Annotated in this window: 23 protein-coding genes and 2 pseudogenes; 13 read left to right on the plus strand and 12 right to left on the minus strand. The window is 61.4% G+C overall.

Features of this window, described 5'->3' with window-relative positions; translation table 11 throughout:
• Positions 1-42 precede the first annotated feature (42 nt).
• Positions 43-249: a hypothetical protein gene (locus C8K18_RS03075; RefSeq protein ID WP_029970752.1), complete on the plus strand. Its 207-nt coding sequence runs from the start codon at positions 43-45 to the stop codon at positions 247-249.
• A gap of 581 nt (positions 250-830) precedes the next feature.
• Here the strand turns inward: C8K18_RS03075 and C8K18_RS03085 are convergent.
• Positions 831-1,088, minus strand: coding sequence for a DUF1488 domain-containing protein (locus tag C8K18_RS03085; RefSeq protein ID WP_035570457.1), 258 nt, complete (start codon positions 1,086-1,088; stop codon positions 831-833).
• Positions 1,089-1,864: 776 nt separating this feature from the next.
• On the opposite strand from C8K18_RS03085, the gene C8K18_RS03095 reads away from it, so the two are divergent.
• The 3 genes from C8K18_RS03095 to C8K18_RS03105 all read left to right on the plus strand — a co-directional run bounded on the left by C8K18_RS03095 (position 1,865) and on the right by C8K18_RS03105 (position 4,930).
• The gene (locus tag C8K18_RS03095) at positions 1,865-2,317 is read left to right on the plus strand and encodes a DUF2934 domain-containing protein (RefSeq protein ID WP_029970754.1); all 453 of its coding nucleotides are present in this window, start codon (positions 1,865-1,867) and stop codon (positions 2,315-2,317) included.
• Between the two features lie 726 nt (positions 2,318-3,043).
• Complete coding sequence (locus C8K18_RS03100) at positions 3,044-3,958, plus strand: LysR family transcriptional regulator (RefSeq protein ID WP_107706620.1); 915 nt, start codon at positions 3,044-3,046, stop codon at positions 3,956-3,958.
• Positions 3,959-4,162: 204 nt separating this feature from the next.
• Positions 4,163-4,930 (plus strand): SDR family NAD(P)-dependent oxidoreductase, encoded by a 768-nt coding sequence (locus C8K18_RS03105; RefSeq protein WP_053858327.1) that lies wholly within the window; start codon positions 4,163-4,165, stop codon positions 4,928-4,930.
• Between the two features lie 141 nt (positions 4,931-5,071).
• Here C8K18_RS03105 and C8K18_RS03110 read toward each other — a convergent pair whose 3' ends face one another.
• The 6 genes from C8K18_RS03110 to C8K18_RS03135 form a co-directional block, all read right to left on the minus strand.
• Positions 5,072-5,458 carry a hypothetical protein gene (locus C8K18_RS03110; protein WP_132384535.1) on the minus strand — a complete coding sequence of 129 codons (387 nt, stop codon included), beginning with the start codon at positions 5,456-5,458 and terminating at the stop codon, positions 5,072-5,074.
• Between the two features lie 424 nt (positions 5,459-5,882).
• Positions 5,883-7,214: an MFS transporter gene (locus tag C8K18_RS03115; RefSeq protein WP_107706622.1), complete on the minus strand. Its 1,332-nt coding sequence runs from the start codon at positions 7,212-7,214 to the stop codon at positions 5,883-5,885.
• A 28-nt stretch (positions 7,215-7,242) separates the two neighbouring features.
• Positions 7,243-8,544, minus strand: a complete 1,302-nt coding sequence (locus tag C8K18_RS03120; RefSeq protein WP_107706623.1) for an MFS transporter — start codon at positions 8,542-8,544, stop codon at positions 7,243-7,245.
• 130 nt (positions 8,545-8,674) lie between these two features.
• Complete coding sequence (locus C8K18_RS03125; protein ID WP_006051435.1) at positions 8,675-10,303, minus strand: CoA-transferase; 1,629 nt, start codon at positions 10,301-10,303, stop codon at positions 8,675-8,677.
• Positions 10,300-11,040 (minus strand): enoyl-CoA hydratase/isomerase family protein, encoded by a 741-nt coding sequence (locus C8K18_RS03130; protein WP_107706624.1) that lies wholly within the window; start codon positions 11,038-11,040, stop codon positions 10,300-10,302. The genes C8K18_RS03125 and C8K18_RS03130 overlap by 4 nt, the downstream gene beginning before the upstream one ends.
• Before the next feature lie 11 nt (positions 11,041-11,051).
• On the minus strand, positions 11,052-12,389 hold the full coding sequence (locus tag C8K18_RS03135; protein ID WP_107706625.1) for an FAD-dependent oxidoreductase: 1,338 nt from the start codon (positions 12,387-12,389) through the stop codon (positions 11,052-11,054).
• A 198-nt stretch (positions 12,390-12,587) separates the two neighbouring features.
• On the opposite strand from C8K18_RS03135, the gene C8K18_RS03140 reads away from it, so the two are divergent.
• Positions 12,588-13,274, plus strand: coding sequence for a GntR family transcriptional regulator (locus C8K18_RS03140; protein WP_006051438.1), 687 nt, complete (start codon positions 12,588-12,590; stop codon positions 13,272-13,274).
• Between the two features lie 58 nt (positions 13,275-13,332).
• On the opposite strand, the gene C8K18_RS03145 is transcribed toward C8K18_RS03140, so the two are convergent.
• From C8K18_RS03145 to C8K18_RS03155, 3 genes are all read right to left on the minus strand, one after another.
• On the minus strand, positions 13,333-14,151 hold the full coding sequence (locus tag C8K18_RS03145; protein WP_161966573.1) for an oxaloacetate decarboxylase: 819 nt from the start codon (positions 14,149-14,151) through the stop codon (positions 13,333-13,335).
• A gap of 38 nt (positions 14,152-14,189) precedes the next feature.
• Positions 14,190-15,527: an MFS transporter gene (locus C8K18_RS03150; RefSeq protein WP_107706809.1), complete on the minus strand. Its 1,338-nt coding sequence runs from the start codon at positions 15,525-15,527 to the stop codon at positions 14,190-14,192.
• 110 nt (positions 15,528-15,637) lie between these two features.
• A complete protein-coding gene (locus tag C8K18_RS03155) occupies positions 15,638-16,588 on the minus strand; it encodes a LysR family transcriptional regulator (protein WP_244230932.1) in 951 nt (316 codons plus the stop codon).
• A gap of 286 nt (positions 16,589-16,874) precedes the next feature.
• Between C8K18_RS03155 and C8K18_RS03160 the strand changes: the two genes are divergently transcribed.
• Positions 16,875-18,383 carry a M81 family metallopeptidase gene (locus C8K18_RS03160; protein WP_107706627.1) on the plus strand — a complete coding sequence of 503 codons (1,509 nt, stop codon included), beginning with the start codon at positions 16,875-16,877 and terminating at the stop codon, positions 18,381-18,383.
• 35 nt (positions 18,384-18,418) lie between these two features.
• Here the strand turns inward: C8K18_RS03160 and C8K18_RS03165 are convergent, their stop codons facing one another.
• A complete protein-coding gene (locus C8K18_RS03165) occupies positions 18,419-19,387 on the minus strand; it encodes a LysR family transcriptional regulator (RefSeq protein WP_107706628.1) in 969 nt (322 codons plus the stop codon).
• A 74-nt stretch (positions 19,388-19,461) separates the two neighbouring features.
• Here C8K18_RS03165 and C8K18_RS03170 point away from each other — a divergent pair, with 74 nt between their 5' ends.
• The 5 genes and pseudogenes from C8K18_RS03170 (at position 19,462) to C8K18_RS03185 (ending at position 23,876) form a co-directional block, all read left to right on the plus strand.
• Complete coding sequence (locus tag C8K18_RS03170) at positions 19,462-20,355, plus strand: MBL fold metallo-hydrolase (RefSeq protein WP_107706629.1); 894 nt, start codon at positions 19,462-19,464, stop codon at positions 20,353-20,355.
• A gap of 26 nt (positions 20,356-20,381) precedes the next feature.
• The gene (locus C8K18_RS03175) at positions 20,382-21,389 is read left to right on the plus strand and encodes an alpha/beta hydrolase (RefSeq protein ID WP_107706811.1); all 1,008 of its coding nucleotides are present in this window, start codon (positions 20,382-20,384) and stop codon (positions 21,387-21,389) included.
• Positions 21,390-21,569: 180 nt separating this feature from the next.
• Positions 21,570-23,201: pseudogene (gene hutH, locus C8K18_RS03180) on the plus strand (histidine ammonia-lyase).
• Between the two features lie 48 nt (positions 23,202-23,249).
• A pseudogene (locus C8K18_RS33580) lies at positions 23,250-23,366 on the plus strand (GntR family transcriptional regulator); the annotation flags it as partial.
• A gap of 51 nt (positions 23,367-23,417) precedes the next feature.
• Complete coding sequence (locus tag C8K18_RS03185) at positions 23,418-23,876, plus strand: GntR family transcriptional regulator (RefSeq protein WP_244231007.1); 459 nt, start codon at positions 23,418-23,420, stop codon at positions 23,874-23,876.
• 99 nt (positions 23,877-23,975) lie between these two features.
• On the opposite strand, the gene C8K18_RS03190 is transcribed toward C8K18_RS03185, so the two are convergent.
• Positions 23,976-24,725, minus strand: a complete 750-nt coding sequence (locus C8K18_RS03190) for an SDR family oxidoreductase (RefSeq protein ID WP_107706630.1) — start codon at positions 24,723-24,725, stop codon at positions 23,976-23,978.
• Positions 24,726-24,749: 24 nt separating this feature from the next.
• On the opposite strand from C8K18_RS03190, the gene C8K18_RS03195 reads away from it, so the two are divergent.
• Together C8K18_RS03195 and C8K18_RS03200 are read left to right on the plus strand one after the other, a co-directional pair.
• The gene (locus C8K18_RS03195) at positions 24,750-25,379 is read left to right on the plus strand and encodes a TetR/AcrR family transcriptional regulator (RefSeq protein ID WP_232292347.1); all 630 of its coding nucleotides are present in this window, start codon (positions 24,750-24,752) and stop codon (positions 25,377-25,379) included.
• 260 nt (positions 25,380-25,639) lie between these two features.
• The gene (locus C8K18_RS03200; RefSeq protein WP_006051450.1) at positions 25,640-26,365 is read left to right on the plus strand and encodes a GntR family transcriptional regulator; all 726 of its coding nucleotides are present in this window, start codon (positions 25,640-25,642) and stop codon (positions 26,363-26,365) included.
• Positions 26,366-26,382: the final 17 nt, after the last annotated feature.

Raw genomic sequence — 26,382 nt, forward strand, 5'->3', positions numbered from 1 at the left:
CACCTGATGGCGAACCAGTTTTTTCCATAGCAGGAGTGCATCATGATCGATGACCAGGTAAATGCCGAAGAACTGGCAGAAAGCAGGAAACAGAGAGAGGCCGCGGCGAATGCGACGGATGATGGTATGCCCGTGGGCCCCGAAGATGAAAAGCGGGTTGTCGACGGCACTCAATACAGAGGGCCGAAGCAGTGGATCCGGCACGCAAGGAAATTGCTGGGTGCTGGAGGCGGCTTTATGCGACCTTGATTTCGACTTGAAGCCATGCGCGTAAAGCCATCAATGGCTCGTGTGAGACGTTCGGGACGCCTCACACGCTGGTACGGGAGCGCGCAGAGCGCGCGGCCCATAAAGAGCTGATCCGCGACACCGAATCACCTTTGCAAGGATCCTGATGTCGCGCTACCAATTCGAAGGAGATCTGGCGCATCTCGAACGGATCATTCCGTTACTTGTGCACGGAAATCCCCTGGCGCTAGCGTACTGGCAGCGTCGAGTCTCGTCGCTATCGCTGCAGCAGAGTCTGCTTCCTGACGGCACCAGGCGCGTAACCCGACTGCTTAACGTATTCAATGAAGTCGAGCGCGCATTGATATCAGGCAAGGCCACCGCCCGACGGTCGCCGGGATGAACCGCGATGCGTCAGAAATAAATCGGAGAGGGGGCGAGCCGGCACATGCCCGGGCGCTGCAGTTCCGGCCAGCGCATATCTTGGTACGGGTCTTATTCCAGGCGGGAGGTTGGCGAACTATGGCGTCGAAACCATGCGCGCTTCCTGCACGAAGCCGGTGTTCACAGATGAGGAAACATTCTCGCGACAGGGCTGTAGATCATGAAATCGAATACCGGTTCTGCGGGCCGCCGACATACTGCCTGTTTGCGATTTCGAGAACCTTTTCACGAAACTCGTCAAAGGCACCAAGCAGCGAACGCTCGTCGGACCCAACGCCAGGTTGCAGATTTCTGAGCATTGCGTCGTCGATCATGAAGGTGATCTCGCGCGAATCGTCGTACCCCCAGAAACACACGCAATGTCGGGCGGCATCGTAGCTACGGCTGGGGTTGGGAAATTTAAGCACCGCGATCAGTCTTTCTCGTACACGGCCGAGTAGCGCCACTTAGTGGCGTTGGAGTCGATCGTGGCGTAACTGGCGCGTCTTTTCTCTGCTCTCAGAGCATCCGCTGCGTCGAGTATATGAGCACGCGTCCTGCATTCGGCGGCGTACTCGTTCTCCCTGCCAATTGCAGCAGAAGCGGGCTTGAATTGCGATCGCATGATGGGGCTCCTAAGCTGGAGGTCGCTCATGGACGACCGGTCTACCCACTGTATACCCTTTGGCTGGCATCGACGTCTTTATTTACCTGCATCCCTGGCGTTCAGTTTTCCGAAACGTTATGCAGGTCCGCATAGAAAAATTCGCTCGGACTGAGAGCGCCAGTCGATACCATTCGTATTGACCTGCTGCTCAGCGGTTGGTAGCGCGGTCATGCTCCCTCAAAAAAACGAAAAGTGCAGGCCGATGATTTCACTGGCAGCATCGCCCGTGAAGCGTTGGCGCCGGCATTCCACGTTCTGATGAAACCGTCCGGGTCCAGCATGAAAATTGCGCACTTCCTGTCACCTGCGACGAGAAGCTGAAAAGCCTGCTCTTTCGGAAACTTCCCCGGTCCGTGTGCAATTTGTCATAGCGTTTGAATGCAGCGCGCTGACGGAGGTTCTTCCCAATGGCCTTGTGCGGGCCTACCGCCAGGCATGATACGCGTTCAAGTTGTGCGGGCCGCTATTGGCGTCCCAAGCGGTGCAGGTCCGGGGCCGACAATGGGCTGGCCCCTCCATCCCAACGAAAACACCTGGAAGACGATCATGATCGAGCGACTGGTTGACGTAATAGACCGCAGCGGCACTGTGCTGCACACATACCCGATTACGCTGGGCGAGTCGGGCAACGCCGACGACTCCGAATACCTGGCCAAGGCGCTGGAAGCAGCAGCGCACAGCCGGCTTGTGCCGGACGCTGAACTCGGTACCCTGACGGCCAGGATGCACACGAGCCGGGGCGGTCAGATGGCTCCCTACGGCGATGACTTCTTGAGGGACTCGGAAACGAAATCGGGCCTGGAGCAGGCTGTTCGGGAACGCGCCTATCTGCTCTGGGAGAAAGACGGGCGCCCTGAAGGACGTGCGGAAGAATACTGGCATCGCGCTCTCGACCAGCATCTTCGGGAGCGCGCCTACGTTCTGTGGCAGCAGGAAGGAAGTCCCGAGGGGCGACAGGATGAGTATTGGCGTCGGCTTGTGGATTTCCAGGCTCAGTGATTCCGATCACCCTTGGACCGTCCGGTGCGTAGCGAAAAGGAGAACCGAGGCGGCATGCGCAGACATCCCCTTCGACCAGGTCGGGCGGATCGGTCTTCTTGCATCGCCGAACCATTGATATCGATCGCCACGGCGGCCTCTCGCTGCGGGTGCGTGTGAGCGCCGCGGCGACAACGGGGAAAGGCTGACATAAGAGTCGAGGCCGCTAACAGTGGCCGACACTCGAACGGCTGCAACGACCCCGATGACCCGCCGACCAAAATGACCGTCAGAATGGCCGTTATAGCTTGAAAGCGCCCTTCGGGTAAGGACGGGCCCGACGACCGCTTCGGGTCCGAAAGCACGCGTTCGCTGACATCCGGACCCTGCATTGGGCCAATTGATACACGAACGGCAGGGGCCCGATCTACAACTGCCTCACGGACATCGTCACCTGAGTTCCGGCAATGGCCGAACTGATGTCCCCGAAAAGTTCGCCTCGACGATCGGACCGCTCCATTACGTGCCTTTGATCTCGTGACGGCGCGATAGGCGGCAGCGCGTCGGGGGCGCCTGCGAAATTGCGCCCTGACACCATTGTCCGGCATGGGGCTGCACGGTCTGGGCTATACCTGATTACCTGATGGAACTGTCGGTATCGGAAACGGTACTGACATGTCCTCCTGAGCTGCTCGCCGTTTCGCTACACTGCGCATTTTCGCCGACAAGCTTGCCAGGAGGATGCGCATGGACCGCATGGTGACGATGGAAACCTTTGTGACGGTTGTCGATGCGGGTTCATTCTCTGCCGCCGCCCGTCGGTTGAAGCTAGGTCAGCCAGCTGTCTCAAAGGCGGTCGCCCAACTGGAGGAACGTCTGGGCGCCCGTTTGCTATTACGATCGACTCGTGGCTTGGCGCCGACGGCGGCCGGGCAGCGGTTCTATGAGCACGCGCTCAGGGCCATCCATGAGGCAGATCAAGCCGAACAGGCCGTGCGCGAGTCTTCCGATGGTCTGTCGGGGCAACTGCGCATAGGCGCGGCCGTCACCTTCGCCCGGCTGCACGTTTTGCCGGCGCTAAGGTCTTTCCTCCATCAACACCCCAATCTGAGCATCGACATCGTGCTTGACGACCGGTCCGTCGATTTACTGGAAGAGGGCGTCGATGTCGCTTTGCGTATGGGCACGCTGGACGACTCGTCCATGACTGCGCGTCGCATCGCGAGCGGGCGGAGAGTCGTAGTCGGCACGCCGTCATATTTCGCGGAAGCCGGAGTTCCGCAAACACCTGTCGAGCTCGGCCGGCATCAGGCGGTCGTCTATTCCGTGCGAGGCGGCGGTGAATCATGGTTGTTCAGCCGCGATGATGGATCTGATTCAACCGTGACCCTGTCCGGCCGAATCAGCGTGAACGCGGCTGAAGGCATGCGCACGGCAGTGCTCGCTCACATGGGCCTTGCTGTCGCATCGGAATGGATGTTCGCGCCTGAACTCGCGGACGGCACGGTGCAGGCCGTCCTGACTGACTGGACCTTGCCCACCATCGACCTGTGGGCAGTTTTTCCCGCCGGGCGTATGACGACAGCGAAAGCGCGCGCGTTCGTCGCGTTCGTCGAGCACATTCTCAATGAGCACAAATCCAGCGACGACCCGATTGCCTAGCCGCAGTGCAGCCCGGTTCGATTCGCCCCGACCTGTTCCCTTGCCGCAGGAATAGGAGCTATTCCTCGGCCACGACTACCGTACGACGCCGCCTGAGCGGAGGATACGCATCAACCAATGCATCACAGATTGGCTCTGATGCAGCGGTCTCTCCTGCAGTTCCTGCGGGAGAACCGATTCAAAACCTACCCGTTGAGGAAAACCATGACTCAAGCTCTGAAAGGCAAACTCGCCCTCGTTACCGGCGCTTCGCGCGGAATCGGTGCAGCCATTGCGGCACGTCTTGCGCGCGATGGTGCATCCGTCATCGTTCACTATGCGTCGAGTGCGGAGCGCGCCCAAGCAGTCGTCAACGAGATTCGCGATGCCGGCGGCGAGGCTGAAGCTGTGGGCGCCGACCTGTCGAAACCGGAAGGCGTCAGAAGCCTCGTCGACTCGCTGAACGGCGCGTTCGGCGGCCGTTTCGAGGGGCGGCTCGACATCCTTGTCAACAACGCGGGCACAGTCGAGTACGGACCATTTCTCGATTCTTCGGAGAGCTCGTACGACACGCACTTCAACTTGAATGTTCGTGCGCCGATCGAACTGGCAAAAGACGCGGCGGCGCGCATGGTCGCGGCTGGCTGGGGGCGCATCATCAACGTAGGTTCGGCCTTTGGCGAAGCCGCGCCACTGCCTGGCGTGACGCTCTACATCGCGTCGAAGTTCGCTCTCAGAGGCTTCACGCGCGGGCTGTCGCGTGAACTCGGCAAATACGGCGTGACCGTGAATGCTGTTCAGCCCGGCCCGATCGATACAGAACTTGCTCCGCAGCCCGGCACGGAAGATCACGCGACGATGGTAAAGCTCGCGAGCGTCGGCCGTTTCGGCAAACCCGCAGAAATCGCGGCGGCCGTCGCATATCTCGCCAGCCCCGAAGCAGGCTACACGACCGGCGAAAGCCTGACAGTCGACGGCGGATGGATTGCCTGACGCGGGCGGCCCTGTTGAACGCTATTCGAATGGCGCGTGCATTTCGATTTCGAATAGCGTCAACTGAGCGCAGCTAACTGCCGACGGTCATTTTCCGACGGCATTGCGCCCGGTCCGAGCAGTCAGGTGTAGCGGCAAGTATCAACGCCCTGCGGTATGCAGGGCTCCCGCATTCACACAACTGCCAAGCGACAGCAGCAGAACGCCGGCCGCAAGCGGCAGAAGCGGGGCGACTTGCAGCGGTAGTCCATAGTTGTGCCGCAAGTCGAAATACCTCCCGACCGCGACCGGTCCAGACACTGCGCCAAAGGCGTAGCCCGAAAACGCGATCCCATAGAACAGGCCGAAGCGCTTCAAGCCGATATACGAGCGGACGAGGAGATGCGATAGAAGGTCGCCTTCGCCAATTGCAAGCCCGACGAGCGCCGAGGCGAATAGCGCGCTGGGGTAGCTGTCGAGTTGCGCTAGCAGGACAAACCCGGCAGCGCCGGCCGTTAAGAAAAGGCAGGCCACGATCGGTGCGTGCACGCGATCCGCGAGTATGCCGGAGGCGAGCCGGCCAATGAGAATGCCGAATCCTGCGAACGAAGCAGTGCGCGCTGCGTCGTGAGCCGATATGCTGGGGCCACTGCATGTCGTCTCGCTAGCCGATGCACGCGAGCTCGCAGCGCGCTGCCGCACGACGCTGTTCGAAAGTGTTCATCCGATCGAGGCACGGCGTGAGCGAATTGCACGAAGTGCAGTCACCGCGATCGTGGATACATCACATTTCGGCGCCTGTCTGCGACAAAGCAGCGTTGATGTGCGGCAGATATGCAGGAACTCGACCACTAGTGCTCGCAATTCAGGCGGGCAGCTAGTCTGCATAGGGTGCAGGTGGTCGAAGGCTTTCAGGCCACTCCAGTACCGAGACCGCGATGGAAGTCCTGGGTGCTCAGCCGAATCGGCTGCGTCATGAAGACGTCGCAGAACGTATCGCAATCGTTGGGGCTCGACCCGTGGTCCGGATGAAACTCGCCGCGACAATTCCCGCCACCACACAGAACGCGATGAAAAACCAGCCGTTGGTATAGGTCTTGTGGCCCGATGCGTCGACGACCACGAGCGCTGCAAAGATCTTCGCGGAGAAAGCCGCGACGAAGTAGCCCGCGCCATTGACAAAGCCCATCGCCTTGCCATAAACCTCGGGGGAAAAGATTTCGGCAGGCAGCGCGAGGAACGGGCCCCATGCCATGTTCCCGAAGAATCCCATGCCGCAGAGCGCGACCGCGAGCAGAACCTGATTCGCCTGTTGCAACGTGCCGAGCAGAACCACGAACGGCGCGAGCCCGATGAAGCACACGAGGATCATGATCTTGCGGTTACCCTTGAAGACTTTGTCCGACATGTACGATGAGATGAAGCTGCCGATTGCGCCTGCCGCGAAGTAGAGGCCGCTCCACCAGCCCATCGTCTGCATTTTGAAGCCGAAGGTGTCGGACAGGTATAGCGGAATCCACGTGAGCGCGCCGTAGAGCGTAATCTGCATCACGATATCGACGAAAACGACTGCGACATACGTGCGATTCTTGAACAGATCGAGAAAGCGCACGCCGGCGCCCTTGAGAATGGTCTTTTGCGCCGATGCATATTGTCCGCGTGTGATCGTGCCTGCTTCGAGCTCGTCGCGGTACGCGTATTCGAGATCGGCTTCGGTCGCATGGCGATAGTGCTCCGGCCGGTCGAACACGAACACCGCGATCAGGGCGAGCGGCACGACCCCGAGCGCGCCCGTGACAAAAAACACGATGCGCCAGCTGTCCGCGTGCGCCGCGAATTGCGTAGCAAGGACGCTCGCCCATGCGGGCGTGATAATCCACGCCCACGCCAGAACGGTTTGCGCACGCGCGCGGCCTTCCTTGTTGAACCAGCGCATGAGCACGCGCGCCGAAGGAACGTATTCGGTGCCCACCAGCATACCGAAGATCGCCATCCGCCAGAGGTATTCTTCGCGCGTCTGGATGAGCCCCATATACATCGTCATTGCGGACCAGACGATGACCGAGAAGATCAGCATTTTCCTGGCGCCGAAACGGTCCGTCAGCAAGCCCGATACGTATTGCGCGGGCCCGTAGAAGAGCAGCATCAGGAAGGCGCCGGTGCCGATATCCGCGGTCGTCAATCCGATGTCGTGAGCGATCGCTGGATTGAGCACGCTGCTCTTCACGCGATCGAGATACTGGATGCTGTACGCGATGAACAGCACGAACGCGATGATCCATCGGTAAGCTACGCGAGGCCGCATTTTTGTCTCCTTGGCTAGTCGTATGTGTTTATCGCGTCGACGTCGCGATTTCGGGTGTGAGGCTCTGGTCGGCCGGTGCGCGTGGCGCGCGTACAAAGACCGCGACTGCCAGTGCACCGAGCAGGGCGATGGCGCCACTCAGCATGAATGCGCTTGCGAACACAGAGGTCGCCTGCACCAGAAAGCCTGTCGCTGCGGGCGCGAGAATGCCCGCCGTGTTCGCGATCAGATGCATGAAGCCGCCGACGCTGCCCATGCGCGTGTGCGGGACGGTGTCGAGAATGATTCCCCAATACGCGCCGAGCGTGAGGTTCATGAAGAACACGGTGACGGCCATCAGCGCGACGGCGAGCGGAAGGGTCGCGACGCGGCCCGCCAGTGCAACGCACACGGCGGACACGACCAGGCTCGTCACGATGACGATCTTGCGGGAGAGCACGGCTCTCCCCGTAGCGCGGTAGATGAGGTCTGATATCACACCGCCGAGTGCAATACCGACGGCCCCGCACGCCCATGGAATGACGTTCACGAAGCTCATTGACTGCAGGCTGAGATGGCGTTCCATCGTCAGATAGCTCGGGAACCACGAGAGAAAGAAGTACAGGATGTAGGCGTAGCCGAAGAAGGCGAAGGCCGTCGCAAGAATCGATGGACTGCGCAGCCACGCGCCGAGCGGCCGGCCGTCGTCTTCGGTGACCGATGCGGATTCAACGGGCGTGTCGTCGCGATGATGCGCGGGCTTTGCGTCAAGCCAGCGGTTCTCTTGCGGACGGTCGGTGACCAGCAGTGCCCACAGCGCGACCCAGACGAGCCCGAGCGCCGCTATCACGACAAACGACACGCGCCAGCCGACGGAAAGCGCCAGCATGCCGACGATCGGCCCGGCGATCGCGCCGCCGAATTGCTGTCCCGCGTTCGCATAGCCGACGGCGCTTGCCTGTTTGTTGCGCTCGAACCAGCCGCTAATCATCTTGTTCGTGCACGTCGCATACGGTCCTTCGCCTGCACCGAAGATCACACGCACGACGATCAGCGAACCCATGCCTACGACGCCCGCCGTGAGTCCGCAGAACACGGACCACAGCGACATGCTCGCAACGAGCACGCGCTTCGCGCCGAACCTGTCGGCCGCATAGCCACCGACGAAGCAGAACAGCGAATACCCGACGAAGAACACGCTGAACACGATGCCCAGTTCCGCGGGCGTAAGTTGGAGATCTTTCGCGATAAGCGGCGCAGCAACCGACAGCGCAGCGCGGTCGAGGTAGCTGATCGCGCCGGCGAGAAACAGCATGAGTACGATGAACCAGCGTAGTGAGCGGAGCTGCATGAGTGTCTCCTGCATGCGATAGGGATTGGGTCGCCGCCGCGCAACCGATGGACGCGCGTCGCCGGAAGAAGTGCCTTGCGGGCGCTTCTCCTGACGCGTGTCTATTGGATTCGGAGCGCCCGGGTGGCGCTTACGAAACTTCGTGTTCGCCGAGCGCGGTTTCGTCGAGATCGGCGCCTGCCTGCACGCCGGGTTGGAGGAGCGCCGCATCCATGAGCGGCAGCGGATCGAGGATGAGCGCGGGTGCGAACGCCATGTGGTCGAGCACATCGCGCCGCACGTCGATACCCGGTGCGATCTCGCGCAGCACGAGCCCGTCGTTCGTGGCTTCGAAGACTGCGCGCTCTGTGACGATCAGCGCGCTCTGGCCGCGCGCGACGCCGTTGCGAACGGAATACGTGATGCTCTGGGCGTCGCGCACGAATTTGCTGACCTTCCCCTCGCGGCGAATGTTCATCCGGCCGTTTGCATAGTCGACGTCGAGCCCGCCGGTTGTGAACGTGCCGGTGAACACGAGCCGCTTCGCGTTGGCCGCGATATCGGTGAAGCCGCCCGCGCCGGGATTCGCGCGTCCGAACTTGCTGACGTTCACGCTTCCATGCGAGTCGTATTCGGCGAATGCGAGCGCGGCGAATTCGCACAAGCCGCCGTCGATGACGTCGAACTGCTGAAGGCCGTCGAGCAGCGCGCTCGGATGCAGGTTCGCGGAGAACTGCCAGCCGTTCATCACGATGCCACCGTAAGAGCCGTGCTCGGTGGTGAACCAGTAATCCTCGGAACCGGTCTGCGGATCGATCAGACCTTGCTCCGCAAGAATGAGCGGAATGTCGGCCGCTGCGCCGAAGCCGAAGATGCCGAGCTCGCGCTTCCTGACCTCGAGCGCCGCGCGCCGCGCGATGACCTTGTCCGGCCCGAACGGAATCGAAGGAAACACGTGGCGATCGCCCGCCGAGACAAGGTAGTTGCGATCGTAGGGCGTGCCGGTCGTCATCATCATTTCCGCATCGACGACGATCGAATCGACGAAGATGCCCGGCAGGCGCACTTGTGTCGCGGGCCGCTCGCCTCGTCCGACGATGCGTCGCACCTGCGCGATTACGCGTCCGCCGCTGGCCTTCGCCGCGAGCGCAAGTGCGAGACCGGACGAGACAAGCGGCTCGTCTTCGAAGGACAGGTTGCCGAATTCGTCGGCGCTGCTTGCGCGGATGATTGCAACATCGATCGGCCAGGTTGGATAGAAGAGGCATTCCTCACCGTTTAGCGTGATCTTCTGGATAAGATCGTCCGTGCAGCGCGCGGTGAATTTGCCGCCGCCCTGAGCGGGGTCCGCATACGTGCCCACGCCGATGCGCGTCACATAGCCGGGGCTCTTTCGTGCGACTTCGCGCAGCCAGTGCATCGACGCACCGATCGGCCACGAATACGCCTCGATGCGGTTCTCCTGGATGAGTTGCATCAGCGCGGGCCGCTTGCCCGTGCGCGGATCGATGGGATTGATATAGGAACCTGCGACGATGCGCTTCATCAGGCCCTCACGCGCGACATGGTCCATACCCTTGATGCCGACGGCGTCGCCCGTTCCGCACGGGAAATAGAACGTCAGGTTGCGCGGCGTACCGGTGTCCTCGAAGCGCTTGCCGAGTGCCGCGAGCGTGGCGTCCGGCACGACCCAGCCGATGACGCCGACGGATGCGACGGTCTGGCCGTCCCTGATTGATTCCACGGCCTGCCTGGCCGTCACGACCTTGCTCATATTCATGATTTCACCGCGAATTTTGCGAAGATTTGTTGGGCCGCATCGGACTTGCAGTCGTCGGCAAAAATGCGGGCTGCTTCTCGGTCCAGACGCTCGCCATCGAGCGCGATGAACGGCTCGAAAAAGCGCTTGGCCGACGCGACAGCACCGCGTGGGAGTCTGGCGAGGCGTTGCGCGAGCGCGATTGCCCGCGCGTCGACATGACCTGCTTCGGCCAAATGATCAGCGACGCCCAACCGGTGTGCTTCCACGCCGTCGATGGGTTCGTCGCCCCACACGAGCATGCGCGCCCGGACCGCGCCGACCCGCGCGATGAGCGCCTGCAGGCCCCACGGCGGCAGCCAGCCGTTCGGCACCTCGGGAAGATGCCAGCGTGCGTTGACAGCGCTCACGACGAGATCGCACGACACCGCGAGAATGAAGCCGCCGCCGAGCGCGAAGCCCTCCACCGCGGCAATCACCGGCTTCGATAGTCCCGCTATGCCGCGCGCGATCCGCGCCGTTTCGAGTTCGTGTTCGCACATGTGATCGATCGAGAGGCCGCCGAGCTCCTTCAGGTCGCTGCCCGCGCAAAAGGCCGGTGGGGCGCCCGACAGCACGATCGCGGCGACCGAAGCGTCGCTTTCCGCCCTCCGCAATTCCTGTTCGAGTTGCTCCATCAGCGCCTGACTGAGCGCGTTGCGCCGCTGCGGACGGTCGAGCACGAGTTGCCGCACGCCGCCGATGTCTTCGATTTGCATTTGTATTCTCCTTAGCTCAGTTGTGCGCCGTCGCGGTCGAGCGCGCGGCGGATCGCCGACGGCTCCACCTGACGGGGCTCCAATCTTTCGTTGATGGCGATGGCCGCCGCATGTCCGATCGCGTGCCCGTACGAGAAGCACTGCGCGGTGACGCGCGCCGATGCGACCGCCTCGTGTTCCGCCGACAGGCAGCGGCCGGCCACGAGCAGGCCATCTCCCGACTGCGGCACGAAGCAGCCATACGGCACCGTGTAAAAGTCGTCGAGAATCCACTCGACCTTCGGCTTTGCACCCGCATGCAGTTCGATTGGCCACGGCGATACGGCGATGCCGTCGTCGAACTTGCGAGCCGCGAGCACGTCGTCGTTCAACAGGCGCGTGACTCCGCTGACCTGCCGGCTCTGGCGTATGCCCACCTGCATGCCCGTGTCGTTGACGAAGGCGTTTTCGCATCCCGCGAGGTTCTTCCGGAAGAACTGTGCGTACGCATGCACCTGCTTGCGCCCTTCGATTTCCGCTTCGGTGAAGTCATCGCGCAGCAGCGAGTTCAACTCGCGGCCGTCCGCACCGGTCACGCGCGTGCAGTTGCAGAGCAATTCCCCGGGCCGCGTCGTCGTGAAGAGCCAGATCTTGGCGCGCGGCAGATTCGCGCCCGCGTCTGCGGCGGCGCGCAGTTTCAGCGAGACTTCTTCGCCCATGATGGTGTCGTCGCCGTAGGCAGCGAGAAAGCGTCCGATATCGACGCCCAGCAGGCGGAAGATCATCGTCGGGTTCTGCACACGTCCGTCATGACCGATGAAGCTCGACAGGCCCGCCATCGCGACGACGTCCGCGTCACCGCTTGCGTCGATGGTCAGCTTCGCGCGGATATCGAGCGGACCTTGCTTGGTCCATGCCCGTACGCCCTCCACGCGCGCCCCATCCATCAGCGCGCCGGTCGCGATCGAGTGATAGATCACCTGCACGCCGGCACCGGCGAGCAGCGCGTCGGCGGTATCGCGCCAGATCAACGGATCGTGCACGCGCGTCCAGGTGCGCCCGTACCGGACGGGGTCCGCCAGTCCTCCGCGCGTTTCCAGCGCGCGCACGAATTCGTCCGCGAAACCGAAGACGACCTGCTCGGGTTTGGCGCCGGCGCGCTCCGTCGCGAGATACAGACCGCAGACAGTGCCAGAGAGGCCCGCGACCGCGCCGCCTCCGCAAAAGCCATAGCGTTCGAGCACAGTGACGCGCAAGCCTTGCCTTCGCGCCGTGACGGCAGCCGCCACGCCCGCCGCGCCGCCGCCAACGACGAGAACGTCGGTGGAAAGTGCATCGACCAGGCGATGTTCCACCACTGATAAACTCATAATATACTCCTGACATGTCAACACAACATCAGGATAGCGATTGGAGTGAGGCCGCGTCAACCGCTGTCGATTGCAGGTTAACCCCGAGGGCGCATCGCGAAGCGCACGGTGCGGCAGGATCGGGGCCGGCGCAAGCCGCCTCACGCGGCCGATATGTAATACTCACTTTGGTCCAATCGAACTCTCTAACCGGCTTTCATGACGAAATCCAGCACGCGTGCCACGCCCGCCGACCCCGATGCAAACGAGCCCAAGGTGGATTACGCCTATCGGCGTCTAGAAGAGATGATCGTGACGCGGGCACTGCCACCGGGCGCGCTCGTGTCCGAGGTGCAGCTCGCAAACGAGATCAATGTGGGCCGCACGCCAGTGCGCGAGGCACTGGCGCGCCTGAAGCAGTTCGGGTTCGTGGAAACACATCCGCGGCGCGGCACATTCGTGTCGACCGTCGATGTTCGCAAGCAACTGGAACTGCTGGAAGTGCGTCGCGCCTTGGAGCCTCTTGTCGTGGCAGCAGCATGCGCGCGCGCCACAAGCGAGCAGCGCACGGAGATGAAATCGCTCGCCGACCACATCGTCCGGGCGGCCAGGCAGCGCAATGTGAATGAATATTTCCGGGTGAATCGCGCGATCCACGAACTGGAAGTCACCGCAACGCACAACTCGATGCTCACGACGACCATGCAGGTCATCCATGCTCAATCACGGCGCTTCTGGTTCGTGCACGTACAGCAGAGCGAGGCTTTTGCGGAGGGCGCCGCTCGCCACGCGGCCGTGCTGCGCGCGATCGCGAAGGGTGCGGCCGACGAAGCGACGGTCGCGGGCGATGAACTGATGGTCTTCCTCGATCGGCTTACGCGCTCCGCGTTCGACACGTTCCGCTGAAGAGGCGTCGCAGTTTCGGTGTCAGGACACTTCGAGAGACGAGCGCCCGGATGTTGGTTCATGGATCGATCAAGCAATATTCAGCGGCGCGCCGATTGAAGTCTTCGTAACCGGTAAGTGCGTCGAGCGCGGCGCTGGACGCGAGCGATCCATCAAGTGCACGAATATCGCGTTGTTCCGTGAACGTCCGCAGGGTTTGCTCAATGGCATGTTGTGCCGCTTGCAGGCATAGGCCGTGATAGATCGCGACGTCGACTCCGGCCGCCTGCTCGTCGGCGACGCTCGCGCCGGCCGTGTTGACCAGCACGACCTTGCCCGGAATCCGCGCGCGGATTGTCGCCAGTTGGGCGACATCAAGCGCGCCCGGCATGACCGCGTCGGCCCCAGCGTCAAGATACGCGAGCATTCGTTCTAGCGCATCCAGTGGACTGCCGGTGACGTCGGCGATATCAGTGCGCGCGATGATCTGGAAGTTCGGATCTTCGCGCGCATCGAGCGCCGCGCGGATCTTCTGTACCATTTCCCTCGTCGAGAGCACTGCTTTTGGCATATTGGTGTGTTTGCCGCTGACGTGATCCTCGATATGGATCGCACTAACGCCGGTTCGCTCGAGAGCGCGGATCGTCTTGCCGATACCTGTCGCGTTGAAGAAGCCGCCTTCGGCATCCGCGATCAGGGGAATGCTCAGTACGTCGCAGAACTCGGCGAGCCTCGCGCACAGCGTCGTCAGATCGAGCCAGCCGACGTCTGGTTGCCCGACGCTGGTCGATAGCGCATAGCTACCGACGTAGGCGACCTCGAAGCCTGCGCGTTGAACCTGCAACGCCGATAGCGGATCGAAGGTGCCGGGAGCAGCAAGCGTGCGCGGTCTGCTCATCCGCTGTCTCAGTCGGGCACGTAGGAGAACCGCTGCATTCATGACGACTCGAACTCCGCGGCGGCGAGATCCTGTGTGCCTGCCGGCGAAGGCAGGCGGTTGAACGACAGCAGCAGACTACCGATCACGAGAATTCCGACCATGCCGAGCAGGCCGGCCTGCATCGTACCCGTCAGTGTCTTGAAATAGCCGATTAAGGTCGGACTCACGAAGCCTCCGAACAGTCCGATCGTGTTGACAAGCGCGACGCCGCCGGCTGCCGTGTCGCCCTTCATATAGTCGGACGGCATCGCCCAGAATACCGTGTACGCGGCCCACAGCCCGGCGGTCGCCACCGTGAGGCTGATGATGGTGATCAGCAGGCTGGTATCGTTCAGCGCGGCGATCAGCAACGCGACGGCGGCTAGCGTGAGCATCGACACCGTGTGCCAGCGGCGCTCGCCAAGACGGTCCGAGCGGCGTCCCCACCAGACCATCGCAAAGATCGCCGCGATGTAGGGAATCGCCGCGAGGATGCCGATCGTCATTGTGCTGGTGACGCCAGCGCTCTTAAGGATGGTCGGCAGCCAGAAGCTCACGGTGTAATGCCCGCAGATGATGCAGAAGTACGAGACGCCGAGAAGCAGCACGCGTGGATCGGAGACCACTTGGCGGAACGAATGGTGACGAGGTTCGTTGCCTGCTGTGTCGTGCTTCAGCTCGGCGGCGAGCAGACGCTTGTCGGTGTCGCTGAGCCATTTCGCTTCGGCCGGGCGATCGGTGATCCAGAATAGGCCGAACACGCCGAGCAAGACGCTCGGCAGTCCCTCGGCAATGAACATCCATTGCCAGCCGTGGAGGCCGCCGACCGTGTCCAGCAGCATCATCGTGCCGGTCGACAGCGGCGCGCCGAAGATCCCGCCGATCGGCCCGCACAGCATGATCACGGTGATCGCGCGTGCCATCCGGTTCTGGGGGTACCAGTAGGTCAGGTAGAAAATCAGCCCGGGCGCGAAGCCAGCTTCGAACACGCCGAGCAGGAAGCGGATCACGTAGAACGCGTTCGCGCTCGTGACGAACATCATGCTCGCCGAGGTCAGTCCCCAGAGGATCATGATGCGGCTCAGCGTGCGCCGCGCGCCGATTTTCGGGAGCAGGATGTTGCTCGGAATCTCGAAAAGCATGTAGCTGAGAAAGAAGACGCCGGCGCCGAGACCGTACGCGGCGTCGCTCAGGCCGACGTCGGCCTGCATCTGCAACTTAGCGAAACCGATATTGATCCGGTCGAGATACGCAAACACATAGCACAGCGTCAAGAAAGGCAGGAGCCGCCAGTTGATCCGCGCAAACAGGTTATTCGTGGAGGTCGTCAACGACCACGTGGCGTCGCTTTGCATGTTGTCATACACCGTCGGGGGATGGGAGGTGTGGACAATGTTTCCCGGTCAAAACGTGGGGCACAACAGCAATCGCATCGCCGTTGCGCTGCCTTTTCGGCATCGCTCGGTCAGCATCGCACAAGCGCACTGCTCACATGCACTTCGGAGCCGAATAGCGGCATTTGCTCGACGATCAGATCGAGCACGCGTTGCGCGGCATTCGGCAATCGACGGCCCTCGCGGACCAGCACGCACGACTGTGCCGCACCGAACAGGGGATGCGCGAGCGGCGCGACGCAGAAGGCCGGATCCGCGCTATCAATGAGCGTCGCCGCGTACGTCAGGAAGGTAACGCCGTTGCCGCTGCGCACGAATCGCTTAAGCATCGCGACCGAGTTCGACACGAGCGCCGGCGTCAGCCGCACGCGCTCAAGGTCGGCGACCGTGCGCACGATCTGGCCCAGCCCGAAAGCCGACGACATCAGCGCGAGTGGAAACGGCGCGAGTTCGGCGATTGTCAGCGGTGTGTTCCGCGACGCGAGCGTGTGCGCGCCCGACATCAGCACGCAGACCGGGTTCGCGGCGATCGCATGCTGCGTCACACGCGCCGCGGGCTGCGGGTTGTACGCGAGGCCGATGTCCACCTCATCGTTCGCAACTTCGCTGATGACGTCGTTGACCGCAAGCGTTTTCGCACTAATGTTCAATTGCGGATGCGCGTTGATAAACGGTGTCAGCACATGATCCATGAGCGGGTCGACGAAGCCTTCGCTGATGGCCAGGCGCACGCTGCCGATCCGAAGGCCGTTCAAATTTTGCAGCGTATTTTCAAACACCGCGCGTTCGGACTGGCAGCCGCGCCAGTACGCGAGCAGCGCGTGCGCTGCCTCGGTCGGCGCGACGCCGCGATTGCCGCGTTCGAACAACGGCGTGCCGATTTCGTCCTCGAGCAGCTTCATCTGTCGTGTCAGCACTGAGGACGCGGTGTTGAGCGCATCCGCCGCCGCGCGGATCGAGCCGCGCGCCAGAATTTCGTGGAAGTAGCGCAGACGGCGCTGGTTGATTTCACCAATGGCCATTCGGTTCTCCTGATCTGTCGGAATGATCTCGTCTGAGGCGAGTCGCGATGAACCCGACAGCCGTGCGACCTTCCGGGCTGTTGAAATGTTAGCAGTATGTCAGAGCGTGCATCCGGGGGCGAGGTACCGGTCTGTGTCAGCGTGCTGCCCGTCAGGCAGCGTCGAAGGCCGCATTTTGCTGTTGCCGCGCGCTCGGGTCTGGATCGAGCATTGAAGCCTGCGCTATTGCATCGGTCTATGCCTCGCGGCATGGCAATTACCCGTCAAACCTACCAGACAAAGCGGAATGAAAATATTGATCGCGGGTTTCCAGCACGAAACCAATACATTCGTCGAGCGAAAGGCGCTCTACCAGAACTTCGTGAATGGTGAAACGTTCCCCGCGTTGAGGCGCGGCCAGCAAGTGCTTGGTTTCCGAAACGTCAACCTTCCGATCGGGGGCTTCATTAGCGAGATCGAACCGGACGGTCATACGCTTGTCCCGGTACTTTGGGCAGGCGCAGGTCCCTCGGCACACGTTATGCATGACACGTATGAGAAGATTGCCGGCGAAATCGTCGAGGCGGCTGGAATGCATGTGCCGGATGCTGTTTACCTCGATCTGCACGGCGCCATGGTCGCCGAACAGACCAACGATGGCGAAGGCGAACTGCTGGCCCGCTTGCGAAGCGTGATCGGACCTCGCGTTCCTATCGTCGCGTCGCTCGATTTGCACGCGAATGTCACCGAGCGCATGCTTGCTTGCGCCGACGCGCTTGTCGCGTACCGAACCTATCCCCACGTCGACATGGCTGCAACGGGCGCGCGAGCTGCTCGCCTTTTGCGGGCGCTTCTGGGTGGAGAGCGTTGGCACTGCGCCTGGCGCCGGTTGCCCTTTCTTATTCCCCTGAACGCAATGTGCACCCTCGTCGACCCGGCAAAGTCGGCCTTTGAGAAGGTCGAGCAACGTGAGAAGGCCGGTCTTGCCTCAATGTCGTTCACACTCGGCTTTCCTGCCGCCGACTTCCCCGAATGCGGGCCGATGGTGTGGGCGTACGGGACACATAGGAATCCTGTGGAAGCCGCCGTCGGCCAAATTTTCGACGGGATAGCGCTTTCAGAGGCGGACTGGGCCGTCGATTTCCTCACGCCGGAGGACGCCGTGACGCAAGCCATGCAGCTGTCCGACGGCAAGAACAGACCGGTCGTGATTGCCGACACGCAGGACAATCCGGGCGCCGGGGGCGAATCCAACACCACCGGAATGCTTCGGGCACTCATCGCCCAGGGCGCCAGTAGTGCTGCATTCGGCGTTGTTCATGATGCCGAGGCCGCTATCGCAGCACAGCAGACCGGCATCGGCCGCTCGCTGGAAATTGAACTGGGTGGTGAATCCGGCTTGCCTAATGGTGCGCGCTTTCGTGGTGTTTTCGAAGTCGTCGAACTGTCGGACGGGAAATGTGTGTTCGATGGCCCAATGCTGAATGGCATGCAGGTTCAGTTGGGGCTGACTGCATTGCTGAAAATCCACGAGATTTTCGTCATTGTCAGCAGCGAACGTCCACCTCAGATGATGGATCGCAATCTCTATCGGGTGGCGGGTATCGAACCCGAGAACATGCGCATTCTTGTCAACAAAAGTTCGGTGCACTTTCGTGCCGACTTCGACGCCATTGCTTGCGCGACACTCGTCGCAAAAGCGCCGGGAGCCATGCGCGCCGATCCGCGCGATCTTCCCTGGAAGGACTTGCGACCCGGTTTGCGCATCGCTCCGCTCGGCGCCCCCTTCAGCGCGCGCATTGACGAGCCCGTATGAACAACGGGCCGGACCGCGCCGGAGGACCCCTTGGTTTAACTAATCTTGTCGGTGGCGATTTCGAATGACGGGCTGGCTTCCTCGATCTGCGCCAGGATTGGTTCAACCTGCTGCCGTAGCCACTCAGAAGCCGGGTCTCGATCTGAATAGGCAGCCCAGACCATCGAAATTGGTGTGACTCTAAAGTCGAACGGGACGGGGCTTGCCACCAGCCCCAACAGCGCGGCGTACCGTTTGATGATCCTCGACGGCAACGTAGCGATGACAGGCGTTTGCATGACCGCGCCGAGAATGGTCAGGAATTCGGGCGCAGCCATGGCCACGTCAAGTTCAACGCCGGCGGCGCGCAGGGCGTCGTCCAGGCATCCGCGAATACTCGCGTTTTGCGAGACAAGGGCGTGTTTCTGAGCCAGGTACGCACTTCGGCTGACGGGCATCGACAGATTGAGCAGGCGGGGGTTGAAGCAGCACATCAAGGACTGTTCGAACAGCAGTTTCCTTCGATGCCGTTCAGCGCCGTCGCCAAAACATCCAATCGCCAGATTGATCACGCCGTCATCCAGCATCCTGTGCACGTCGCCCGGTTGCGCCGGGCGACCGAGTAGCCGGATTCCTGGAGCACACCTTTGTACGTGGGCGGTCAAGCACGGCATCAGGAGCACCTCGAGCTCGCTCGAAAAGCCGATCGAAAAAGTCCGCTCCTCGGTTTCGGGACGAAACCTTTCGCGGGCAGTGATCGCATCCTGAGCCTGCTCGAGAACCGTGCCGATTGCCGCCGCGAGCGCTTCAGATCGGGGCGTCGGCTTCATTGTGTGCCCCACACGAACGAAGAGTTGGTCATCGAACAGCATACGCAGCGTACCAAGGTTGTGGCTCATGGCCGACTGCTGGATCTTCAACCGCGTAGCTGCCTTGGTGACGCTGCGCTCGCGCATCAGCGCATCGAAGGCGACCAGCAGATTCAGGTCGAAAGACCATAAATTGAAGTGATCGATGGAGCTCATGATTTGAATCGATTTGTTCGTTCGTTGCTCGAATCATAGACTACGGACGTCCTTTCAGCCAAGCGAGACCCAGCATGGTTCATCCGAACAAAACCTACCGGATCGGTGATGTGACCGTCACCAAGATCGAAGAAATGCGCCTGAACGTCGCGCCGCCGTCCTTTCTTTACCCGGCGTGGGAACCTGAACAACTCGAGCCCAATCTTCACTGGCTTACGCCCAGCAACATGGACGCGACGACCGGAAACCTGATCCAGAGCATTCACACGTGGCTGGTGCGCGCGCCGCATCACACCATCCTGATCGATACCGGCTCCGGCAACGACAAGGAACGGCCGCAGAATCAGATCTTCCATCATCTGAACACGCCGTATCTGCAGCGGCTCGCCGCGGTTGGCGTGCGCCCTGAGGAAGTCGACTATGTGTTGCATACGCACCTTCACGTCGACCATGTCGGCTGGAATACACGGCTCGTCGATGGCCGTTGGGTGCCGACCTTCCCGAATGCGCGGCACGTGTTCGCGAGGGCGGAGGAGGACTATTACGGCGGCCCCGACAGCCACAACGAAGTGAACGTGCCCAGCCTTGGCGTATTCGAGGACAGCGTCGCGCCGATCATTGCCTCCGGGCAGGCCGAACGCATCAGCAACGACGGGGGCGAGTACCTCGATAACTTCGTGTTCCGCCCGACCAAGGGACACAGTATTGGCCACATGTCGATTGAACTGCATTCGAAGGGGCAGGCGGCGCTCTTTACCGGAGACGTCATGCATCACCCGTTGCAGGTGGTGCGCCCCGACTGGAATTCGGTGTTCTGCGAATGGCAGGACGAGGCCCGCGCGTCGCGCCGCTGGGTGCTGGAGCAGGGCGCCGAACGCAATCTGCTGCTGTTCACCCCGCACTTCGCCGAGACATCGGCCGGTTACGTCACCAGCCAGGGCGACCGTTTCTCCTGGCGCTATGAATAATGAGCCAGACCCAGGAGCTACCCATCATGAGGCAGAACATCGTGGTTAAAGGAAAGCAACTTGTCTTCGAGGAATTGCGCGTAGCGACCGGTACCCCCGGCATTGACCTCTACGTTCGCAACAAGCGCCCCGCCGCGCTCGAGACCTTCACGGCGGAACGCACCATCGTCATGGTTCACGGTGCCACCTTTTCGTCGGGAAGCCTGTATGACGTTCCGTTCAACGGAATGTCGTTCATCGACTTTCTTGCCGCGGCGGGATATGACGTCTATGCGCTCGACGTGCGTGGTTACGGCCACTCAACACGCCCGGCGGAGATGGAGCAGGCAGCGGATCTGAGTCCTCCGGTCGTCGGCACCGACATCGGGTTGGCCGATCTTGGCACCGTGGTCGATTACGTCCTCAAGCGTCGCCAGCTGGACAAAGTATCGGTATTTGGCATGTCATGGGGCGGCACAGTGGCGGGTGCCTATACCAGCCGCAATAACGACAAGGTCCATAAACTGGTCCTATTGGCGCCGCAGTGGCTGAGCGATCGGCCGATTCCTATCGACACTGGCGGGAGGCTCGACGCGTGGCGCCTGGTTCCGGTGCGCGAAAGCAAGGCCCGCTGGCTCAGCACCGCACCGGAACACGGACGCGCGAGCCTGGTCCCGGAAGGTTGGTTCGAGCAGTGGGCCGATTTCACGCTGGCCGAGGATCCCTGGAGCCGGGAGCGCGCGCCGCACCAGTTGCGGGCCAGTAACGGCCCGATCCAGGATATCCGTGACTACTGGCGTGCGGGACGAAAATACTACGAGCCGGCCGAGATTCGTGTGCCCGTGTTGCTTGTCCATGGCGAGTGGGATATCGATGTGCCTATTGACCTCGCGCAGTCGCTTTTCCTTGAACTCAGGAACGCGCCTTACCGTCAATGGGCTGAAATAGGCGAAGCCACGCACCTCGTTTTGCTCGAGAAAAATCGCTTGCTCGCGTATCAGGCGATCCGGGACTTCTACGACCGCACTTTCCAGGAAGAAACCGGGAAGCGCTAGCACAAGCGCAGGCCCACGCCCGGAAGCCCCACACTCATTGCGACTCTCGTCGACAGGCTTATCGGCCTAAACAGTGGTGTGCCCGACGACTGACTATTAGTGCGATTGAGTTGCGATCGTCGAAAAGATTGCTAGTCGAGCACATTCTATAGATATAGATAAAAACCACTCGAGGCCCTCATGGCAAAAAACGAAATCGCACTCACAGGTTCCGATCTGACGATCGACCAGATCATCGCGATCGCGCGTCACGGCGCTCGCGTTCGTCTGTCTGACGCGGCTCGGGCGAATCTGTTGTCGACTCGACGATTCATTGAGGAAAACTGGCTGGTCGACGACGCTCCCCTGATGTATGCGTTCAACACCGGGGTAGGAGCCTTGAAGAATCAACGTATCAGCGCTTCGGACATCGCGCGGTTTCAGCGCAATCTTATTCACTCGCACTCCGCGAGCACCGGCGAAAACATGCCGCTTGAGGTCGTGCGCGCGATGATGGCGATCCGGGTGAACACCTTTGCTCGCAATCACTCCGGCATACGCGTCGCAGTGGTCGAGCGGCTTGTCGCGATGCTCAACGAGGGCATTACGCCCGTCATCCCGGCAAAAGGAAGCGTCGGTGCCAGCGGGGACCTTGCACCGTTGGCCATCATGAGCGGTGCATTGCTTGGGTTGGAACAATCGAAAGTGACGTTCCAGGGCGCCGTAACAAGCGCGCGCTCCGCATTTGAGCGATCGGGCCTTTCAGTGACCTTCGATGTGGAAGCAAAGGATGCGACAGCATTGATCAATGGCTCGACGGCGTCGTTGGCGTACGCGGTCATCGCCGCTTTCGACGCGCGTCGCCTGCTGACTAGCGCAACGATCTCACTGGTGTTGTCGTTGGAGGCAATGCGGGCGGAGCGGGCCTGCTTTGAAGACCGTGTGATGCTAGCGCGTCCACATCCGGGGTAGCGCCGCGTCGCTGCGGCCGTTCGCACGCTGCTCAATGGTTCCATGCGATGCAGCACCGAGGCACGTGCCATTCCGATCGATGCTCTTGCCGCGCCGGGCGACACGGTCCAACCGCGGATACAGGACGTCTATTCGTTCCGCTGCGCGCCACAGGTCTACGGGCCCGTTCTTGATGCACTCGATTACATTGACGGCATACTCGTCACCGAGATGAATAGCGCAACGGACAATCCGTTGATATTCGCTTCCGATGCAGGCTACGACATCGTCTCGTGCGGGCATTTTCACGGACAATACGTCGCGCAAGCGATGGACCTTCTCGCGTTGGTGACGACCGACCTGAGCGCAATCTGTGATCGCCGTAATAATCAGCTGATCGATCCGGCCTGCAACTACGGATTGCCGAGAAACATGATCGCTACCGAGCCGGGCATCAACACGGGTTTCGCCGTTATCCAGAGTATGGGTACCGGACTCGTGCTCGAGAACATAGGGCTATGTAGTCCAGCCAGTGTGACGAGTCTGCCTGCCAAAGGTAACCAGGAAGACCACATCAGTAATTCCTGTTTCGCTGCGCGGCGCACGCGGACGGTTGTCGAAAATGCGCAGGCGGTTGTCTGCGCCGAAATTCTGATTGCATCTCAGGCGCTCGATATTAGTCGCCAAGCGCTCTCACACCTGCCGCTCGGCCTTGGCGCATCCACGGCGCTGGAGAAAGTCAGATCGGTCGTTCCTGCGATGATGGGTAACGATCGGTGGGTGCATGACGATGTCGAAGCGGTAAAATGCCTGGTACAAAACGGCACGCTGAATGAAGCGGTTTCGGTTGCCTGCGGCGATATCTGGGCACCTTCGGCATAGGGAAAGCAAACGTGGATGTAGACAGCTCGGATTCACTTCCTGCACGCATTGCGGCGGCGCTGGCCGAACAGATTTATCCGGGGCGATCTTAGGCCGGGAGCGCGAGTTCGGCAGGACGCAATCGCAGATGAGTTCAATGCCAGTCACGTTCCGGTCCGGGAAGCATTCAGGCGTCTGGAAGCTCGCGGCCTGCTGGTTTCGCGCGAGCGTAAAGGCGTGTATGTCCCACTGCTCGATCAGGCATCCATCATTGAGATTACCCGGATGCGTACCGCACTTGAGGTTCTGGCGCTCCGGTACGCGATACCCAACCTGACTCAAGATGACATCACGTGTGCAGAAAACGCGATGCACAAAGGGAACACGGCCCGTGACATCAGCACGTGGGAGGCCGCCAACCGGGAATTCCATGCAAGTATTTATCGACCCTGCCAAATGCCTCGGCTGCTTTCACATATTGACGCCCTGCATGAGGCGCGACTTCGCTACATGTATGCGACATCGACGCTGATTGAGTGGGACGTCAAATCAGAAAACGAGCATCTGGAGATTTTGGAAGCGATAAAAGCGAAAGACGATCGGAGTGCCTGTGCGTTGATGGAAAAACATATCGATGACGCAGGGTGCATTCTTGTCGATGCGGTGGGTTCTCTTCGCTCACAGACTGACGAGTGAGCCAGGCGCGCGCATTCGTACGTCCGGCATAACCTCGCTCACTCGCCGCGGAAATCCGCGCCCGCCCGGCGAGAGCGGCGCGACAGCGACATCGAGGGCTCAAACGGCAATGGACCCGCCGTCCACGAACAGTTCAACGCCCGCGATATAGCTGCTCTCGCTCGACGCCAGAAAGAGCACGGCGCGCGCGACTTCATCCGGCTGGCCCAGACGCCCCAGCGGCACGAGCTGGTTCAGCATATCTTCGACTCCGGGCCGCGCATCGAGGTAGCTTCGCATCGGGCTTGTCTCGGTCCCGCCCGGCGAGACCACGTTCACGCGAATGCCTCGCTCTTTCAGGTCGGTCGTCCAGCTTCGCGCAAACGACCGCACAGCCGCCTTGCTTGCGTTGTAGAGCGACTGGCCAGGAAAGCCTTTGCTGCCAGCCACCGAGCCATTGAGGACGACAACGCCACCCGACGAAAGTAGTGGCAAGGCCTTCTGCACAGTGAAGAGCATGCCGCGCACGTTGAGGCCGAAAAGCCTGTCGAAACCCTCCTCGTCGATGGTGCCCAGCGGACGCGGCTCCACCTCGGCAACGCCTGCATTTGCGAAAACCACGTCGAGCCTGCCGTGGTCGCGCTGGATGCGCTCATACAGTCGATCAAGGTCGGCGAGGTTGCTCGCGTCCCCCCGAACGCCCACCGCACCGTTGCCGATTTCCTGTATCGCCTCGTCCAGTCGAGCTTGCCTGCGCCCCATGATGTAGACCCGCGCGCCTTCGTCCGCGAAAAGCCTGGCGCTCGCAAGGCCGATGCCCTCGCTGCCGCCGGTGATTGCTACAACCTTGTTCCCGAATCGCTTTGCCATATGCGTTCCTCGTTAAGTGGAGTATTGCTCCACTTAGTATATGGAGGCATCATCCACTTATCAACAGAAATCAAGGCAACGATGAACAGAAAGTGTTCGACGACCGACGAAGCACCGCTGCGCGCCGATGCAGCCCGGAACCGGGAACGCATTCTCGAAGCGGCGGAAGCGCTGTTTCTCGAACGCGGCGCTGAGGTTTCGCTTGACGATATCGCGAGGCGCGCCAACGTTGGTATCGGCACGCTCTACCGCCGTTTCCCGACGCGCGACGCGCTGCTTGCCGCGGCGAGTGATGAGCGCCTGCTGTCGCTTGCCAAAGCAAGCCGCGCACGCGATGACAAGCTCGAACCGATCGCGTCCCTGCGCGCCTTCGTCAAGGAGCTCGTGAACCACGCGAACCACTATCGCGGGCTCGCTGCGTTGCTCGGAACGGTATTACAGGAAGGGACGCCTGGCTGCCGCGCCGGCAGTGAAGAAGGACGCCGGCTGCTCGAGCGGGCCCAAAAGGCGGGGGCGGTTCGAAAGGACGTCTCCATCGGCGATCTCGTGTGTGTCGTGACGGCGATCGCTCTCGCCGTCGAGCAAGGCGGCACAACCAGATCCCGCGTCACCCACCTGATCGATCTCTTCTTCGACGGCATCGGCAAAACGTAAGCGCGGCACCAGCGACGTCTCGACTCGAGATCATGAGCGTTCAGGCTGTTTCATTTAAGCCGAGCGTTTTTGTACTGCGGCCGCCGCATCGGTTGAAGCCTGTTTGGGGCCCAACGCGATGGAAAGCCTTCCGCGTTTTCCCCTAGCAATCCACGGTTGACTCGGGCTCGAGCAAAGGCCAAACTTCTTTCAACGCAAGTGTGATCACAGGTCACACTTGCGCCGGAATCTCACATCGCAGCGAATCCACGGAGGCATTAGTGGCGCCACGCACGAGTTCAGACCTGCCCGAGCTTCAGCTCGTGGCGCGTGAAACGATGGCCGGTCGCGTCTATGCGCAACTCAAGGAAGCGATCATGACCGGACGCTTCGCGCCAGGACAATTGCTGAGCCTGCGCAGCGTGGCGGACGCGGTCGGCTCGTCCACCATGCCGGTGCGTGCGGCGCTCACACGCCTGCAAGCCGAGGGCGCGCTGATCGACGGACCGGGCCGCGCGCTCATCGTCCCGCCCATGACAGTCGAACTCCTCGAAGAGTTGCGCGACGTGCGTATCGCGCTCGAAGGCGCCGTTGCAAAGCGGGCTGCGACTCGCATGAGCCGCGAAGATCTCGCTGTGTTGCAACAGGTATTCGACACCATGAACGCGCACGTCGAAGCGGGCGATGTGCCGGCCTATCTGCGCAGCAACTTCGAATTTCACATCGCGATCTATGCGCACGGCGCGAGCGATATCACGCTGTCCACGATTCAAAACCTGTGGATGCGCATCGGCCCGTTTCTGAATCTCGTGGCCCCCGACATTCCGCACATGCGCAGGTCGATGGATGCACACCGCCATATCGTCGAGGCCCTGTGGCGCAGCGACGGCGAGGGCGCGCGCGCGGGCATCGAGCAGGACATCGGCGAAGCCGCCGCCGATCTGAAGGAGCGCTTGCAAAGCGCGATACAGGACGGCGAAGACCCCGGCGAACAGGCACGCGCCTGAGTTGTAAAAACACGGAC

The organism is Paraburkholderia sp. GV068 (genome assembly GCF_003058125.1).
GTDB lineage: Bacteria > Pseudomonadota > Gammaproteobacteria > Burkholderiales > Burkholderiaceae > Paraburkholderia > Paraburkholderia graminis.